A 16,174-nucleotide genomic window follows, 5' to 3' on the forward strand; every position below is an offset into this window, starting at 1 on the left:
AGGGAGACCGCCGTGACCGCAGAACCTCCCGGCGTGGACACCGTCGAGGCGCTCGTCGAGGCCGCCGCCGCGGCCCCCTCGCTGCACAACGCGCAGCCCTGGGCCTTCCGCTATCTGCGGGACACCGGTGTCCTGCGTCTGTACGCGGATCCGCAGCGCGCACTGCCGCGAACGGACCCCGTGGATCGCGGCCTGCGCATGGGGTGCGGCGCCGCGCTCCTCAACCTGCGCGCGGCCGCCGCCGCGGCAGGGCTGGCGCCAGTCGTCTCGTTGCTGCCCGACCCGACCCACCAGGACTTCCTCGCCGAGGCGGATCTCTGCGGCACCGGACCACCCGACGGGGCGCTCGCCGGGCTGGCCCCCGCGATCCGTCGCCGTCACTCCAGCCGCCTCCCCTTCCGTGACGAGGCAGTCCCGGCCGCCGTGCGGGAGAGGCTGTACGAAGCGGCCGGTGCCGAGGGGGCCCAGTTGTCGTTCCCCGGTGCCTGGCACGTGCGGGCGATCCTGGAGCTGGTCCGGGATGCCGAAGGCCGGGAGGCACTCGACCCGGAAGTACGCGGGGAGACGGAGCGCTGGACGCACACGGACCTGTCGGACGCCGCCGGGACGGCCGACGGCGTTCCCGGCGAGGCGTTCGGTCCTCGCCGACGCGGTAGCTCGGCAACGGTGCGTGACTTCGCCGCCGGCCGTCCGATGCCCGGGCGAGGCTGGGCGACCTTCGAGCAGGAGCCGAACATCGCCCTGCTGGGTACGGCCCACGATGAGCCCGTGGACTGGCTCCGTGCCGGTCAGGCACTGGAGCGGGTCCTGCTCCGGGCCACCACGGACGGGCTGGTCGCCTCGGTCACCTCCCAGCCCCTGGAATGGCCGGAGACCAGGTGGGCCGTCCGCGATCCTGTCTCGGCCATGGCCCACGTCCAGATGGTGATCCGGCTCGGCTACGGCCCCGAAGGCCACGCGAGCCCACGGCGGCCGGTGGCCGGTCTGCTCGACGTCCTCTGACGGACCCACCCGAGCGTGAGGAGCGGTCGCGTGAAGGTTTCCGAGGTGATGACCGCTCCGGCGGTGTGCGTACCGCCGCACGTCTCTCTGGCCGAGGCGTCCCGACGGATGGCCGAGTGCGCCGTGGGCTCCGTCCTCGTGGTCGAGGACGGAGCACTGCGCGGCATAGTCACCGACCGCGACCTGGCCGTACGTGGCATGGGCGGCGGCCTGGGCACGGAGGCCCGGGTGGAGACGGTCATGTCACCACGCGTCGCCACGGTCGAAGCGGCCGACGACCTCCAGGTGGCCTACCGGTCCTTCCGTCGCACGGGGGTGCGCCGGCTTCCGGTGCTGGATGCGGGGCGGGTTGCCGGCGTGCTGACGATCGACGACCTGTTCCTCGAGGTCTTCCGGCGACTCGCCGACCTGCTGGGCCCGGTCGCCTGGAGCGTCCTGCACGAGCCGCCCGGGCCTCCCTCGGAAACCGCGTCCCCGCATGAGCCCTGACTTCGCGGGTCTCCACGAGCCGGCCGACAGGCATCACGGCTACAGCGTCGCCCCGGGGGGAACCGGCGGAACCGCGAGCGGAGGGCGGTGAACCAGCTCGCCGCCGGCCGGACGGCGAACGGTCCTGCCGCCGAGGAGCCGGCCGAGCAACCGCCCGAGGGAACGTTCAGAGGCCGTGGATGCGGCGGCCGCTGATCTCCGCCGGGACGACGCGGATCCACAGGTTTCGCGCACCGCCGGCCCACGGTTCGCCGACGTGCTGTCCAGCGAGGCGTTGGACGGCTTCAGGTTCGGTGACGTGCTCCGCGGTGCCGGCGAGCAGGACGCTCCAGCCGACACTCCGGCTCTCCTCGACGTGATCGACCTGGAAGGAGACCTCGCTGCCGGGTTCGGGCACCGCGGCGCCTCGGGGATCCGTGCGGTAGACGACCGTCATGCCGTCAACGACGTAGTTGACCGGGAAGACCCCGGGCCCCGGATGGGGCCGACGGGCGGGCAGCGCGATACGCCCGATCCCGTGGGTGCCCAGCCGCGCCCAGCATTCGTCGGTGGTGAGCCTCACGAGCACAGGATGCTGTGCCGCTCCGCCCTGACCCGCGGGCGCGTCCCTCCGGCCTTCGAGCAACTCCCGGTAGGTCATCCCGAGAGCGACGGCTATCCGCAGGAAGCCACCGGGGTCGAAGTCGGCCCCGGATCCGATGAGGTGGCGGAAGTAGCGCGGCGACATTCCTGCCTGGCCCGCCAACTCCTCCTCCGTGAGACCGAGTTGCGCAAGCCGTACCTCAATGCGACGGATGAGATCGGGGTCGGCCCGGCCTGTGGTGTTCTCATGCACGAGCTCCTCCCCGGCGCCGAGGGAGCAATGGATCACTTGGTCATCGGCTCGGGTCCGGCTGGTCCGCTCCGGCGATGATCCCGACATCCAAGGATATCTTCTCGTCGTCCTCGGCGCCGTCCTCGTCGTTCTCGTAGTCCTCGTCGACGGCCGCCATCTTCGTCCTCGGCCGGCTGGGACCTCCGGAGGAGGACCGTCGGTCCCAGCCGCCACGGTGAACTGCGGCACGGTGGCTCACTTCCGCTCACCGTCCGTGCAGCCGGTCGTCGCCCCTGCCGTGCGGGGCCCGGACCTCAGGCCGAGCACGCGAGTCGTCCAGCCGATGGGTGAGCCTGTCGACCACGTCGACCACCCCGTCGATCTGCCGGGTCATCGAGACGGCGATCTCGGCGTCGCTCCGGCGTTCCGTGGCGCCCTCCAGGAGGACGACGCCCTCGGTCACCTCGACGGTGACGCCGCGCGGGGCCAGCCCCAGCGTGCGTACCAGCACCTCGCCGACGACCTCCGCACGGATATCGGCGTCCGGGCGAAGGAAGACCCGCAGCAGGTCGCGCCTGGTGACCATCCCGACGAGCCGCTCCTCCTCGTCCAGCACCGGCAACCGCTCCACGTGCCGCCCGGCCATGGTCCGGGCGGCCTCCACGATCGTGTCGTCGGCGTGCACGGTGACGGGCGGCTCGGTCATCAACTGACCGGCCGTACGCGCCTTCAGCCTCGCCTCCTGTCGGCGGGCGGCCCGGGTCAGCATGGCGCGGAACCGGTGCGCCGGCTCGCGCCGGCCAGGCAGGTCCGCCTGGCGCGTCATGAGGTCGGTCTCCGACACCACACCCATGACATGCTCGTCGGCGTCGATCACCGGCAGTCCGCTGATCCGGTGGCCTGCGAGCAGGCGGGCCACCTCCTTGACCGGGGTACCGTACTCGGCCCGGACGACCTCGGTGGTCATCACGGACCCGACCTTGTCGTGCTGCATGTCCGAACCCTCCTCGGCGAGCCGGCGTGGATGGCGGATCCCAGTGCTCTCCCGAGCGTGCGACACGTCATCGCCTGGACGCTTCAAGCGTCCGGCGTCGCGGGCCGCCGGCCCATGGGCTGTCCGGGGACGCGCCAGGGGCCGGTGGTCCCCGGCTGGGCAGAAGACGTCGCCAGGGGACGCCGGCCGTGGTCCATTGGTCCGCCCCGCCCCCGCAGCGTGTCGACGGCTCGGAGCCGTCGGCCGACCACGATCCGTGCGGCGGGTGCCCTCGGTCCGACCAGTGGCACGGCGCCGCACACCCGGCCCGCCACGCGTGACGGTGGGCTCAGCCATGAGGCACGACGGCGACAGGGCAGCGTCCGTGATGAATGGCGGCCTGCGCCACAGGCCCGAGGTGGGGCACCAGGCCGGCCCGATGCCGACGCCGGCCCAGGACCAGCACAGCGGCTCCCTCGCCGGCCTCCACGACGGCCTTGGCGGGACTGTCGAGACCGATGCTGTCCGCCACGTCCACCTGTGGGTACTTCTCCCGCCACGAGCGCAGCTCTCGGCTCATCCGCTCGTGCGCGTCCCGGCTCATGTCCTCACTGATGTGGTGGTCCACTCCCCAGGGCACACGTGCGTGGAACGGCACGGCGCGACCGTGGACGGCGAGGAGAGGGACTCCCCTGGCCGCTGCGGTGTGAAAGGCGAAGTCGAGCAGGTCGTCCGAGGATCCGTGCAGTTTCAGGGCCACCACGACACGGCTCGCCGACGTCGGTGTTCTCCGCCCCGGTGGCTCGGCGCGCACCAGCACCACGGGCCGCTCGGCGCGCGCCACGACAGGCATGCTGACGTCCCCCAGGAAGTAGCTCTCGACAGCCTCCAGCCCCCGGGAACCGAGAACGGTCATCTCCGACTCCGAGGCCGCCTGGAGCAGGGCGTGCTGGGCATCGTCGGCGACCAGGTCCCCGACGACGGACAGGCCCGGATGGCGTGCTTGCAGCTCCGCCTGCGCCGTGTGGACGAGACGCTTCGCCCAGTAGTTCTGATCGACTTCGGCGGGGATCCGGGTCGGTTCCGGTGCCAGCAGCGGCCACGCGTGCAGCAGCCGCAGCGCGAGCTTGCGTCTGACCGCTTCGTCCGCGGCCCAGCGGGCAGCGGCCAGACTCCCGGGCGAGCCGTCGAGGCCCACGGTGACGACTGGTTGCATGGCGGCGGCCTCCGTCTCGCATGAAGCTGGAGAGGACGGTGAACGTCCGACCGGGTGTGCGGTCGGGACGTTCGCCTGCAGACCGGACGCGATGAGCTTTCCTTCTTCGAGGATCCCCCGGCCCCGAGCGCGGCGCATGCGGACCCGCGGAGGAGGGATCGGAGCCATGGAATCCGACACGAGAGGAGAAGGGCGCGTGAGGATCCCCCTGGTGGTGGGCGTCGACGGGTCCGAGGCGAGCCTGGAGGCAGTCGGCTGGGCGGCCAACGAGGCGGCCCGGCACGGAATCCCGCTCCATCTCCTGCACGCGGCGGCCGGTGAGCAGGAAGCGTCCGACGTGATCGGCTCTGCTTCGGCGCGTGCCAGGCAGGACGCTCCCGCGGTGCGGTTGTCCAGCGAGGTCTCGCACGAGGACGCGGCCTCTGCTCTGCTCGACAGGGGACGCAACGCCTTCGCGCTGGTCCTGGGGTCCAGGGGGCACGGGGACCTTTCCGGCATGCTCCTGGGCTCGGTCAGCCTCGCCGTGGCGGCACACGCAGACTGCCCGGTCGTCGTCGTCCGAGGCAGCCAGGAGCATCGCGCCGCCCGGTTCGGGAATGTCGTCGTGGGAGTCGAGGACGGTGAGGGAAGCGGCACGGCGGTGGACTTCGCGCTGCGCGAGGCCCATGTGCGGGGTTGTCGACTGGTGGCGGTGCACGCCTGGAGCGCACCGTCCGGTGCCTGTACGACACCGCGGGCGCCGTCGTGGTTCCTGGAAGCCCACCGGCGTCCGCCGGCGCAGGTGCTCGACGACGCCCTGCGCCACCCTGCCGAGAAGTACCGGAACGCCGCGGTGAGCCGGCAGTTGATGGAGAAACCGGCGCGCCGTGCCCTGTTGGAGGCCGCGTCCACGGCGGATCTGCTGGTCGTGGGCGCCCGGCGGCGGCTTGGGCATGCGGGCTTGCAACTGGGCCTGATCAATCACGCGCTGCTGCATCACGCGCCGTGTCCCGTCGCGGTCGTGCCGCAGATGTGACCGCCACGGGACAGGAGACGGTCAGGTGCCGGTGGGTGCGTTCCCGGGGCCGTCCGTGCGGGGGGCAAGGTTCCCGGAAACCGACACGACGCCGTCGACGCCACGGCACAACTGCTCGATGACGGGAATCAGACTCCTGTATTCCACGATGCCGGTGAGAGTGACCCGCCCGTCGCGCACTTCCGCGGTCACGTCCCGTGGATCGAGCCCCAGGGTGCGCCGCAGCAGATCTCCGGTGATCTCGTCGCGGATGGCCTCGTCGCGGCGTAGGAAGATCCGCAGCAGGTCACCACGGCTGACGATGCCCAGGAGCCGGTCCGCCTCGTCCACCACGGGAAGCCGTTTCACGTGCTGGGTCTCCATGAGGCGGGCGGCCTCCACCACTGTCCACTCCGGCCGCGCGCACACCGCGGGAGCGGACATCAGTTCCTCGGCCCGTGAACCCTCTGCCTTGGCCCGCTCCCATGCCTCCAGGTGCGGGATCGGGGTCCTCCCCGACGAGTCGGCCTGGTCGGTGGTCTTCCGCAGCAGGTCGGCCTCGGAAACCAGACCCATCGGGCGGTCCAGCTCGTCCACGACGGGCACGGCGGTGACGTCGTTCTCCTCCAGCAACCTGACGAGCTCCTTGAACGGCGTGTCACGCCGTGCCCGGACGACGTCGCGGGTCATGAGTTCCTCGACCGTTCGGTGGTGCACAGTGCCTCCCGGATACGGACCGCCCACCTGGCGGGCAGGTCGGCTACACCACCATTCTGAGAAGAGCCCGGCGCTCATGCGACTCCACCTCGGCGACCGACTGGTCGTCGAGAGCCCGGTGACCTTCGCCGCGAGGCGCGACGGCGGCGTCGTCAGGCTCCACTGAGCCGGGACTCGACGTCCACCACGCCCTCCAGCCCGCGCACAAGGCGCTCCGCAACCCAGATCAGCGACGTGTCGTGGACGGGTCCGTGGAGCGTGACGATCCCCTCCCGCACGGACACATGGATGGCATGGGCGTGCAGAGGGAACAGGTAGGACACCACCGTGCGGCGGACCTCCTCCTCGATGTCCTCGTCCGACCGCAGGAACGTTTTCAGAAGGTCACCGCGGCTGACGATGCCGCACAGTGTGTCCTCGTCATCGACGACGGGCAGCCGCTTGACACGGTGCACGGCCATGAGGCGAGCCGCCTGAGCCAGGGTGGCGTCCGGGTGCACCACGACGGCAGGCCGGCTCATCACCTGCTCGGCTGTCATCGCCTCCGCCTTGGCCAGTTCGGACCGGCGGCGGATCCGCTCGACTCGGGTGGGCCCACGGTCCCGGAACTCCTCCTTGGGCAGCAGGTCGGCCTCGGACACCACACCGACGACCCGGCCTTCCCCGTCGACGACCGGGACGGCACTCACATGCAGCTCGTCCATCGTCCGCACGATCCGTTTGAACCGCGCGTCGCGTCCCACGGCGACCGCGGGTGCCGTCATCACATCACTCACGATGTGCGGAGCATTCACAGGCATGCCCTCGGTCCCTGACGACGTGCCGGACGAGTTGACCGGGCCATCGCCTCCAGCATCGCCGCGACCGGGCCCGCCGCAAACCTGCCGGAGACAGCGGACCCGAGGGCGTGTCGCGGCGCCGGGCAGGCAGTGGGACGGTGTTCACAAGAGGGCGCGGCGGGATCGCCGGTGGTCGCGGACCGAGGGCATACGGGGGATGGAGACAGGAGGCGCATGTCGGAGTGGACATGGGAGTGGGCGGGCTTCGAGCCCGCTGCCGAGCGGCTGCGTGAGTCCCTTTGCACGCTCGGCAACGGCTACTTCGCCACGCGGGGAGCGGTGCCCGAGTGCCGGGCCGGCCCGGTGCACTACCCGGGAACCTACGTGGCCGGATGCTACAACCGTCTGGAGTCGGCCGTGGCGGGCCGCCACGTGGTGAACGAGGACATGGTGAACCTCCCGAACTGGCTGCTTCTCCGTTTCCGTACGCACCGGCCCCGGCAAGTGTGGGGTCCGTGGTTCTCCCCCAGTGCGCGTGCGCTCCTCGACCACCGGCACGTCCTGAATCTTCGGCGCGGCACGCTCACCCGGTCCTTCCGCCACCGCGACGACCGGAACGGGGTGCTCAGCGTGGCGCAGACCCGGCTGGTGCACATGGGCGATCCGCACCTGGCCACACTGCGTACGGTCTTCACGGCCGAGAACTGGTCCGGGGAGATCGAGATCGAAAGTTCACTGGACGGCGAGGTGACCAACGGGAATGTGCACCGTTACCGCGCCCTCGACCACCACCACCTGACCCATGTCCGCACGGGGGCGGAGGACCCCCACACGGTCTGGCTCACCTGCCGGACCAGCACATCGGACATCGTCGTGGCCCTGGCCGCCCGTTCGACGGTCGCCGGCGACGGGATTCCGGCATCGTCGGTGCTTCGTCCCGCCCGCCACCGTGCCGTTCACCACCTGGTCGTCCCGATCACTCCTGGCCGGCCCGTCACCGTCGACAAGACGGTCGCGGTGCACACCTCACGGGACACGGCGATCAGCGACCCGCTCGGCGAAGCGGTCGACCGGGTGTCCGCGGCGGCGGACTTCCGCGGCCTGCTGGACTCGCACGTCGCAGCGTGGGAGCGGTTGTGGCGCCGGGCGGACGTACAGGTGCCCGGCGAGGCCGGCCGCATTCTGCGCTTCCATCTCTTCCACGTCCTCCAGACGCTGTCACCGCACACGGCCGACCTGGACGTGGGCGTCCCTGCCCGAGGGCTGCACGGCGAGGCGTACCGGGGCCATGTCTTCTGGGACGAGCTCTTTGTCCTTCCCTATCTCAACCTGCACTTCCCGGACGTCTCCCGGGCACTGCTGAACTACCGCTACCGGCGGCTCCCCCGGGCCTGCGCAGCGGCGGCCGCGGCCGGCCGGGCCGGGGCGATGTATCCGTGGCAGAGCGGAAGCAACGGCCGTGAGGAATCCCAGGAATGGCATCTCAACCCCGCCTCGGGCCGCTGGCTGCCGGACCGCTCCCGGCTCCAGCACCACGTGGGCTCGGCGATCGCCCTCAACGTCTGGCGATACTGCGAAGCCACCGGTGACACGGAGTACCTGCACACCAGGGGCGCGGAGATGCTGCTGCAGATCGCCCGCTTCTGGGCGAGCCTCGCCGTCTTCGACTCCGGCACCGGCCGCTACCGGATCCGCGGTGTGGTCGGCCCCGACGAGTACCACGACAGCTACCCGGGTGCCGCACACCCCGGGATGGACGACAACGCGTACACCAACGTCAGCGCCGCCTGGGTCATCACCCACACTCTGGAACTCCTACGGCGGCTTCCCGCATGGCGCCGCGAGGAACTGTTCCACCGGGTCCGGCTGAACGCCGACGAACTGCCGGCGTGGGACGAGATCTCCCGCAGCCTGCGGGTGCCGTTCCATCAGGGGGTCATCAGCCAGTTCGAGGGCTACGACGACCTGACCGAGCTCGACTGGGACGCCTATCGCGCCCGCTACGGCAGCATCCGTCGCCTCGACCGCATCCTTGAAGCCGAGGGCGACACGGTCAACCGTTACAAGGCGTCCAAGCAAGCCGACGCCCTCATGCTCGGCTACCTCTTCTCGCCCGCTGAGCTGCGCGCCCTGTTCCGGCGTCTCGGCTATGACCTCGACGACGACGTCTGGCGCAGAACCGTGGACTACTACCTACGGCGCACCAGCCACGGCTCCACCCTCAGCGGGCTCGTCCACAGTCTGGTCCTCGCCAGAGCCAGACGAGCCGAGACATGGCAGTACGTGCAGGAGGCCCTTGAGGCGGACATCGCCGACATTCAGGGCGGCACCACTGGCGAGGGCATCCACCTCGGGGCGATGGCCGGAACACTTGACCTGGTCCAACGCGGCCTGACGGGACTGGAGACCCGCGAGGACGCCCTGTGGCTGGACCCGGTGCCGCTGCCTGCCCTCTCCGAGTACGGCTTCACGGTGCACTACCGCGGTCACTGGGGCGTCGGCGTGCGACGCCGGAGCGGGCTGCTGGAGATCAGCGTGCCGGATTCGGAGGAGTCACCGATTCGTGTGGCGCTGGCTGACCGCACGGTGACCATCGCACCCGGGGAGACGTGCGCGCTCGTCCTGCCGGACGGTTGATCCGGGAGTCACGGCTCCGGTCCCTCAGGTCCCCCGGTTCTGTTCGCAGGCCTGTCGCACGGAGGCGGCGGCGCGGTCGACCAGTTCGGGCAGCGCTGATCGCACGGCTTCGCTCAGGCCCGTGCCGAGTTCGATGCCGGCCACTTCCACGGCGTGCACCACGAGCGTCGGCGGCAGTCGGCCGAGGGCCTCGGCCAGCGCGAGGCACTCTCCGAGGCCGAGCGCATGCGTGCTCGCCGTACCCGCCGTGCGACCGGTCGCCTCCGCCGCCGTGAGAGTGTGCAACTCCCCCGGCCGGGCCGACCGGGCTCGGAGGGCTTCCAGCAGGACCACCGTCTCCGCGCCGTTCCACAGGTCGAGCATGCGCGCGGGTTCGCCGTCGCTGACCGCCAGGACGACGCCGTCGGGAACGCGGCCCCGCAACGCCTCCACCGCCGCCGGGCCGACTCCGTCGTCACCGCGCAGCGCGTTGCCCACGCCGATCACCACGATCCGGCCGCTCATGGGCGTTCCACGGTCACGTCGAGGAAGTGGGCGGCGCAGGAGATGCAGGGATCGTGATTGCGAATGGTCCGTTCGCACAGGTGGGTGAGCTCCTCGTCATCAGCGGCGGGCCCGGCCGCGTCCAGGCGCGCCTGGACGGCCCGGCAGACGTCCTCCTCGATGGCGTTCTGGTTCTGGGCCGTGGGCGGGACGATGCGGGCCTCGGTGAGCGTGCCGTCCTCCGTGAGGGCGTAGCGGTGGTACAGCAGGCCTCGGGGAGCCTCGGTCGCCCCGGCACCGGCACCACGGCGGGGCGGGACCTCGACGGCCGGCTGGGCAGGTCGTTCGTATCCGTCGATGATCCGCAGGGCTTCCTCGACGGCGTGTACGACTTCGACGGCGCGTACGACGATGCTCCGGAAGGGGTTGTCGCAGACGGCACCGGTCAGCGGGTCCCCCAGGCCGGCGTCCTGCGCCGCCGCGGCGGCCACGGGGTGCAGCCACCGGCCGTTGATCGCGTAGCGGGCCAGCGGGCCGGTCAGGTGGCGGCGGCCGTCCAAAGTGGCGGTAAGAGCGGTGGAATGCGGTACCTGCCCTTCCCGGACGTGCTGCTCGAAGTCGGCCACGGGGAACTCGCGCAGCGCCCGGCCGCGGCCATTCGCGGCCATGACCGCCGGCGTTCCGGAGTCGATGGCGTAGCGGCCCGGGTCGCGCAGCGCGAGAAGGTCGTGGTCGCACACGGCGTCGGGAAAGTCGAACGCCGCGACCCAGCGGACGGTCTCCAGCGCGTCTTCCCGGGCCTGCAGCAGCCGTGCCGCGAGCGGGCGGAGTTCTTCCGGTGCCGGCGTGCGGTAGAAGCCGCCGACCCGAACGTTGACAGGATGGATGGGGCGGCCGCCGAGCTGCTCGAGGATCGCGTTGCCGGTCTGTTTGATCCTCAGTCCGCGTTCGACGGCGGCGCGTTGGTCACGGGCCAGCTGCACGATGTCCGCTCGCCCGAGGAAGTCCGGGGCGTGCAGCAGGTAGATGTGCAGGGTGTGGCTCTCGATCCACTCGCCGCAGTACAGGAGACGGCGCAGTTCCGCGAGGGGGCCGGCGACCGTGACACCACAGGCGTTCTCGATCGCCTGACAGGCGCTCATCTGGTAGGCGACCGGACAGATACCGCAGATACGGGCGGTGATGTCGGGCGGCTCGGTGTGGCCCCGGCCGGTCAGGAAGGCCTCGAAGAAGCGCGGCGGCTCGTAGATGCGCAGCCGCGTCTCCGTGACGGTGCCCTCCTGGATGCGCAGGTGAAGGGCCGCCTCGCCCTCCACCCTGGCCAGCGCGTCCAGGCGCAGGACGCGGGTTCCGCGATGGTTCATGCGGGCCTTTCCTGGCGGGATCCTCGCCCGGCACGAGAGCTGTGCTGCTCCTCGGCCACGAGGTCGGGTACGGGGGCATATTCCGGCGACGCGGCGTTGAAAGTGCGGAAGACACGCTGGATGTCCTGTTCGCTCATCCCGTCGTGGCGCAGCTGCGCGACCATGGAGCGCAGGTTGGGTCGGCTCGTGGGTCCGAAGCAGCCGTAGCACCCGCGTCCGTAGGCGGGGCAGATGGCTCCGCACCCGGCCTGCGTGACCGGGCCCAGACAGGGGGTGCCGTGGGCCACGGTGATGCAGGTGGTCCCGCGCCTCTTGCACTCGAAGCAGACGCTGTGGCCCGGGATCCGGGGCTTGCGTCCAGCCAGGAAGGCGGTGATGACTTCGAGGAGCTGGCCGCGGTCGATGGGGCAGCCCCGCAGTTCGAAGTCGACCCGGACATGAGCCGAGATCGGTGTCGAGGTCTCCAGTGTGGCGATGTACTCCGGCTGGGCGTACACCGCGGTGAGGAACTCGTCGACGTCGGCGAAGTTGCGCAGTGCCTGGATGCCGCCCGCGGTGGCGCAGGCTCCGATGGTCACCAGGTACCGGGAGACGCGTCGTATGCGCTGGATCCGCTCGGCGTCCTCGGCGGTGGTGATCGATCCTTCGACCAGGGAGAGGTCGTACGGCCCCTGGCCGTCCGGCCGCGCGCGCTCCCCGTCGGCGCCCTCGACCGGGGTCATCTCCACGAAGTGGTCGATCCGCACGCGCTCGGTGAGGTCCAGGAGTTCGTCCTCGCAGTCGAGCAGGGTCAGTTGGCAGCCGTCGCAGGAGGCGAACTTCCACACGGCCAGCGCCGGCCGTGCGTCGGGGGCCGATCCGGGCTCCGTGACCATGTCACAACTCCCTCACGAGGAGCAGGTGTGCCACGCGGTCGTAGCCGACGACCGGCCCGTCGCGGCACAGCAGGAGCGGGCCGAGCTGGCAGTGGCCGCAATGGCCGGTGGCGCAGCGCATGTTGCGTTCCAAGGACACCTGAACGCTCTGCGGGTCCAGGCCCCGGGCCAGGAGGGAGCGTGCGGTGTGCCGCATCATCACCTCGGGCCCGCACACGAACGCTCGGGTCCGTTCGGGGCGCAGGTCGAGGCGGTCGAGGAGCGTGGTGACCACGCCCACCGCACCGCGCCAGCCGGGCCCGGGGCGGTCGACGGTCACCTCCACCCGGGCCGGGCCTCGCCAGCTCTCGATCTCGTCCCGGTAGATCAGATCGGCAGGGGTACGGGCGCCCACCAGGACCGTGAGCCGGCCGTAGACGTCCGGCCGGTCCAGGACCGCGTGTACGACCGGACGCAGCGGAGCCAGCCCGATGCCGCCGGCGATCACCAGTACATCGTGGCCGACTGCCGGGCCGAGGTCCCAGCCGGTTCCGTACGGCCCGCTGAGTCCGACGCATGCCCCCGGGCGCAGCCGGCACAGGGCGGTCGAGACCGCGCCGACCGCGCGCACGGTGTGCACGAGTCCCCCCTGAGGGCCACGCAGGGCACTGGCCGAGATGGGTACCTCGCCGACCCCGAAGGCGTAGATCATCGCGAATTGCCCCGGCGAGAAGGGCGCGAGTGCTCCTGCGGCCGGTGTCAGCTCGATCGACCGGGTGTCGCCGGTCTCGGCCCGGGTGTCGGCCACGCGGTACGGCAGCGGGGGCAGCATGGTGGTCATCGCTCCTCCGGTTCCGATGACGGTACGCCTGACCGGGTCCAGTCGTGCAGGGCGGCGGCTTCCTCGGTGATGTCGATGCCGACCGGGCACCACACGATGCACCGTCCGCAGCCCACGCAGCCGGACGAGCCGAACTGGTCGTACCAGGTGCCGAGTTTGTGGGTCATCCACTGCCGGTAGCGGCTGCGCGCCGAGGCGCGGACCGGGCCCCCGTGCATCTGGGAGAAGTCCAGGTCGAAGCAGGAGTCCCACAGCCGCCACCGCTCCGCGTGGTCGCCGGTGAGGTCCGTGACGTCCTCGGTGGTGGTGCAGAAGCAGGTGGGACAGACCATGGTGCAGTTGCCGCAGGTCAGGCACCGCCCGGCGACGTCGTCCCAGCGGGGCGCGTCGAGAGTGCCCGCCATCAGCTCCCGCAGGTCGGTTTCGGGCATGCTCCGTCCCATGCGGCTCGCGGCGGCCGTGACGTCCGCGCGCGCCGTTTCCCGGGTTTCCGGGTCCGCCGGACGCGTGGGCAGTTCGGCCAGGATCTCCTCGCCCTCCTGGCTGCCGCCGCGGATCCAGAAGCGGTGCCCGTCCTCGTCGGCCACTTCGGTCATCACCAGGTCGTAGCCGGGACCGGCGGCGGGCCCGGTGCCCATCGAGACGCAGAAGCAGGTGGCGCCGGGCTCCGTGCACTCGACCACGATCAGCAGGGCCCCGGAGCGTCGCCCCTCGTAGACGGGGTCGCGATACGTCCCACCGGTCAGCACCCGGTCCTGAATGGCGATGGCCCGAAGGTCGCAGGGGCGGACCCCGAGGAAGGCGTATCGAGGCGGTGCGGCCTGCTCGGCCTTGAGGACCAGTTCGCCCTCCACGCGATCGGCGCTCCACTGCCGCACCCGCGGCGGATGCAGGAACGGCTTCCACGACTGGGGGCCCGCCGCGTTGGCGAAGGCGGCACCGTCCGGCCGCTCCCGCAGCCGGTACCGCCCGGCCTCCAGTTCCACGCCCCACCCGTACGGCAGCTCGTCGGCCGACCGCAGTTCGGCCAGCACGATCGCACCGTCCCGCACCGTGGGGCCGACCACGGTGAATCCCCGCCGCATCAGCACGTCCACGAGCGCGGCCACACCGTCCTTGCTCAGGACGAGCCCGTCGGGCCCGAGGGCCGGGGAGACGTTCCCTTCGGCGTCGGTGTCCACGACCGACCTCCTTCGGCACCGCGGACAGCGCATGGGGCCTGCTGTCCTTCGAGGCCTACGATCGCAGCATTCCGGCCAGGTCGGCGTGCCGAAAGAGCCATGCGGGCAAACCATGGGGTCCATTGGCCCTGTTCGGTCCCGTCGGCCTCAGCAGGTGATCAGCACCCCCTCTCCCTCGGCGACAACCGTGGCTGTGAGTCGTCCGGCCGGGTACCGGGGCCGTTCGGCCCAGGGCGGGCGGGGCGGACCGGACGGAGGGTCGGAGAAGGCCCGCAGGAAGGAGCGGCGGCCCTGGCCGCCGACCACCGGGCCACGGACGGTGCAGCAGGGGCGCGCTGCCCGACGGCGATCGGCCGACTGCCGCAGAAACCGGAGGAGCTGGAGTCGGATGAAGCCCCTGGACAACGCGGAGGCCAGGACCGTCATCGAGGAGTCGGTCAGCCGGATCGTTCCCGACGCGGACTTCACCCTGGTCGGCCGAGCCGCCGGGGCGGCGGGGCTTTCCTGCGCGTCAGTTTCCGCCGAGGTCCTCCAGCACCTCCCGGGCGGCTCGCGCGCCGGAGGCGAGGGCGCCCTGGACGGAACCCGTGCCGCGGTGATCCCCGCAGACGTAGCGGCCCGGCCCGGTGCGGCAGGTCCGGTTCAGCGGCCAGGGCGGCGGCATGGCCGGCAGCGCGTTCTCGACGGTGCGCGCGACCAGCAGGTCCCAGGCGGTGGCGTCGGCGCCGTACATCTCGGACAGCGCCGCGACCACAGCCGCCCGGACTGAGTCAGTGTCGCCGCCCAGGACCGAGGTCGCGATGAGGGCGCTGCCGTGCGGGGCGTACTCGGGCGCGACATCGCTGAGGACGCAGGTGTTCAGCACGCGGCGGCGGGTGTCGACCAGCAGGACGGGGCGGCCCAGGGGGGAGCGCGGGGCGACGTGGTAGTACGTGGTGACGGTGCGATGGGCGGGGACGTCCAGGCCGGGCAGCAGCCGTGCGGCCGCGGCGGCGCCGGCCGCCACGACGACGGCGCGCGCCGGCAACTCCGCGCCGTCCGCCGTGACCACGCCCCGGCCGGCGAGCCGTGACACGGGTGTGCCGAGCCGTAGGGTGCCCTCGGGCAGGGCCGCGGCCAGGGCGCGCGGAACGGACTGCACGCCGAAGGCGGGCAGGCACAGCGCGCCGCGCAGCATGCTGCGCCACACGAGGTGGAACACCCTGCTGGAGGTCTCCAGGGAGTCCTCCAGGAAGACTCCGGAGAGGAACGGCCGGAAGAAGCCCTCCACGAACGGGGCGGAGAAACCCGCGTCGGCCAGGGCGGCGCGGGTGGTGCGCTCAGGCGCGTGCTTGAGCGCACGGGCCGGGGCGAGCGCGTCGCGGGCGCCGAGCGCGGCCAGCGCCACCAGGTCGCGCGGCCGGGCGAACCGCGCGGACAGCAGCGACGCCACCGCGTCGGGGCGGCGGCGCGGATCGGCCAGCAGCACGCGCCGGTCACCGGTGTGCACCAGGACGCCCGGCAGGAAGGGGCGCGGGTCGAGGAACCGGGCGGGCAGGCGGCGGCGCAACTGCGGGTAGGCCGGGTTGACGACCTGGAAGCCGCGGTCCACCGTGAAGCCGTCCAGGCGGTCGGTCCGCATCCGCCCGCCCGCCGCGTCGCCCGCCTCCAGCACCGCGACTCCCAGCCCCGCGGCGGCCAGGTCGCGGGCGCACGCCAGCCCGGCGACCCCGGCACCCACCACGACGACGTCCGCGACCGCCGTTCCATCCGCCACGGCCACCACCTCTCCTCGCTCCTCCAGGGCCTGCTGCCGGGCGGAACCTGCCGCGCTCCCCGCTGCCCCGAGGA

15 protein-coding genes are annotated in these 16,174 nt (G+C 71.8%); 4 read left to right on the forward strand and 11 right to left on the reverse strand.

Features of this window, described 5'->3' with window-relative positions; all coding sequences use genetic code 11:
- The first annotated feature begins 12 nt into the window (after positions 1-12).
- Positions 13-1,002, forward strand: a complete 990-nt coding sequence (locus ACIOWN_RS06735) for an Acg family FMN-binding oxidoreductase (RefSeq protein WP_401980846.1) — start codon at positions 13-15, stop codon at positions 1,000-1,002.
- Between the two features lie 30 nt (positions 1,003-1,032).
- A complete protein-coding gene (locus ACIOWN_RS06740; protein WP_362349531.1) occupies positions 1,033-1,491 on the forward strand; it encodes a CBS domain-containing protein in 459 nt (152 codons plus the stop codon).
- Positions 1,492-1,657: 166 nt separating this feature from the next.
- Here ACIOWN_RS06740 and ACIOWN_RS06745 read toward each other — a convergent pair whose 3' ends face one another.
- The 3 genes from ACIOWN_RS06745 to ACIOWN_RS06755 form a co-directional block, all read right to left on the reverse strand.
- Entirely contained in the window at positions 1,658-2,326 is a 669-nt protein-coding gene (locus ACIOWN_RS06745) for a pyridoxamine 5'-phosphate oxidase family protein (protein WP_362349533.1), read from the reverse strand.
- 244 nt (positions 2,327-2,570) lie between these two features.
- Positions 2,571-3,299 (reverse strand): CBS domain-containing protein, encoded by a 729-nt coding sequence (locus ACIOWN_RS06750; RefSeq protein WP_401980848.1) that lies wholly within the window; start codon positions 3,297-3,299, stop codon positions 2,571-2,573.
- A gap of 328 nt (positions 3,300-3,627) precedes the next feature.
- Positions 3,628-4,494: a universal stress protein gene (locus ACIOWN_RS06755; protein ID WP_362349537.1), complete on the reverse strand. Its 867-nt coding sequence runs from the start codon at positions 4,492-4,494 to the stop codon at positions 3,628-3,630.
- Between the two features lie 196 nt (positions 4,495-4,690).
- Here ACIOWN_RS06755 and ACIOWN_RS06760 point away from each other — a divergent pair, with 196 nt between their 5' ends.
- Positions 4,691-5,509, forward strand: coding sequence for a universal stress protein (locus ACIOWN_RS06760; protein WP_362349538.1), 819 nt, complete (start codon positions 4,691-4,693; stop codon positions 5,507-5,509).
- A gap of 21 nt (positions 5,510-5,530) precedes the next feature.
- On the opposite strand, the gene ACIOWN_RS06765 is transcribed toward ACIOWN_RS06760, so the two are convergent.
- Together ACIOWN_RS06765 and ACIOWN_RS06770 are read right to left on the reverse strand one after the other, a co-directional pair.
- Positions 5,531-6,205: a CBS domain-containing protein gene (locus ACIOWN_RS06765; protein WP_401980851.1), complete on the reverse strand. Its 675-nt coding sequence runs from the start codon at positions 6,203-6,205 to the stop codon at positions 5,531-5,533.
- Between the two features lie 152 nt (positions 6,206-6,357).
- The gene (locus ACIOWN_RS06770; protein WP_362349541.1) at positions 6,358-7,005 is read right to left on the reverse strand and encodes a CBS domain-containing protein; all 648 of its coding nucleotides are present in this window, start codon (positions 7,003-7,005) and stop codon (positions 6,358-6,360) included.
- Positions 7,006-7,218: 213 nt separating this feature from the next.
- Between ACIOWN_RS06770 and ACIOWN_RS06775 the strand changes: the two genes are divergently transcribed.
- Positions 7,219-9,621, forward strand: a complete 2,403-nt coding sequence (locus ACIOWN_RS06775) for a glycoside hydrolase family 65 protein (protein WP_401980853.1) — start codon at positions 7,219-7,221, stop codon at positions 9,619-9,621.
- A 24-nt stretch (positions 9,622-9,645) separates the two neighbouring features.
- On the opposite strand, the gene ACIOWN_RS06780 is transcribed toward ACIOWN_RS06775, so the two are convergent.
- From ACIOWN_RS06780 to ACIOWN_RS06805, 6 genes are all read right to left on the reverse strand, one after another.
- A complete protein-coding gene (locus tag ACIOWN_RS06780; protein WP_362349544.1) occupies positions 9,646-10,125 on the reverse strand; it encodes a hydrogenase maturation protease in 480 nt (159 codons plus the stop codon).
- Positions 10,122-11,468: a nickel-dependent hydrogenase large subunit gene (locus ACIOWN_RS06785; protein WP_362349545.1), complete on the reverse strand. Its 1,347-nt coding sequence runs from the start codon at positions 11,466-11,468 to the stop codon at positions 10,122-10,124. The genes ACIOWN_RS06780 and ACIOWN_RS06785 overlap by 4 nt, the downstream gene beginning before the upstream one ends.
- Entirely contained in the window at positions 11,465-12,343 is an 879-nt protein-coding gene (locus ACIOWN_RS06790) for an oxidoreductase (protein ID WP_362349547.1), read from the reverse strand. The genes ACIOWN_RS06785 and ACIOWN_RS06790 overlap by 4 nt, the downstream gene beginning before the upstream one ends.
- Before the next feature lies 1 nt (position 12,344).
- Positions 12,345-13,163 (reverse strand): FAD/NAD(P)-binding protein, encoded by an 819-nt coding sequence (locus ACIOWN_RS06795; protein ID WP_362349549.1) that lies wholly within the window; start codon positions 13,161-13,163, stop codon positions 12,345-12,347.
- Positions 13,160-14,248 (reverse strand): 4Fe-4S dicluster domain-containing protein, encoded by a 1,089-nt coding sequence (locus ACIOWN_RS06800; protein WP_362349876.1) that lies wholly within the window; start codon positions 14,246-14,248, stop codon positions 13,160-13,162. Before ACIOWN_RS06800 ends, ACIOWN_RS06795 begins: the two co-directional genes overlap by 4 nt.
- Before the next feature lie 607 nt (positions 14,249-14,855).
- Positions 14,856-16,106: an NAD(P)/FAD-dependent oxidoreductase gene (locus ACIOWN_RS06805; RefSeq protein ID WP_401981085.1), complete on the reverse strand. Its 1,251-nt coding sequence runs from the start codon at positions 16,104-16,106 to the stop codon at positions 14,856-14,858.
- Positions 16,107-16,174: the final 68 nt, after the last annotated feature.

This window comes from Streptomyces sp. NPDC087787, from assembly GCF_044743035.1.
In the GTDB taxonomy this organism is placed as follows: domain Bacteria; phylum Actinomycetota; class Actinomycetes; order Streptomycetales; family Streptomycetaceae; genus Streptomyces.

Coding starts and splice junctions, on each gene's coding strand:
- ACIOWN_RS06750 (WP_401980848.1), bottom strand. CDS start 3,299: ATGCAGCACGACAAGGTCGGGTCCGTGATGACCACCGAGGTCGTCCGG.
- ACIOWN_RS06755 (WP_362349537.1), bottom strand. CDS start 4,494: ATGCAACCAGTCGTCACCGTGGGCCTCGACGGCTCGCCCGGGAGTCTG.
- ACIOWN_RS06770 (WP_362349541.1), bottom strand. CDS start 7,005: ATGCCTGTGAATGCTCCGCACATCGTGAGTGATGTGATGACGGCACCC.
- ACIOWN_RS06775 (WP_401980853.1), top strand. CDS start 7,219: ATGTCGGAGTGGACATGGGAGTGGGCGGGCTTCGAGCCCGCTGCCGAG.
- ACIOWN_RS06780 (WP_362349544.1), bottom strand. CDS start 10,125: ATGAGCGGCCGGATCGTGGTGATCGGCGTGGGCAACGCGCTGCGCGGT.
- ACIOWN_RS06785 (WP_362349545.1), bottom strand. CDS start 11,468: ATGAACCATCGCGGAACCCGCGTCCTGCGCCTGGACGCGCTGGCCAGG.
- ACIOWN_RS06790 (WP_362349547.1), bottom strand. CDS start 12,343: ATGGTCACGGAGCCCGGATCGGCCCCCGACGCACGGCCGGCGCTGGCC.
- ACIOWN_RS06795 (WP_362349549.1), bottom strand. CDS start 13,163: ATGACCACCATGCTGCCCCCGCTGCCGTACCGCGTGGCCGACACCCGG.
- ACIOWN_RS06800 (WP_362349876.1), bottom strand. CDS start 14,248: ATGCGGCGGGGATTCACCGTGGTCGGCCCCACGGTGCGGGACGGTGCG.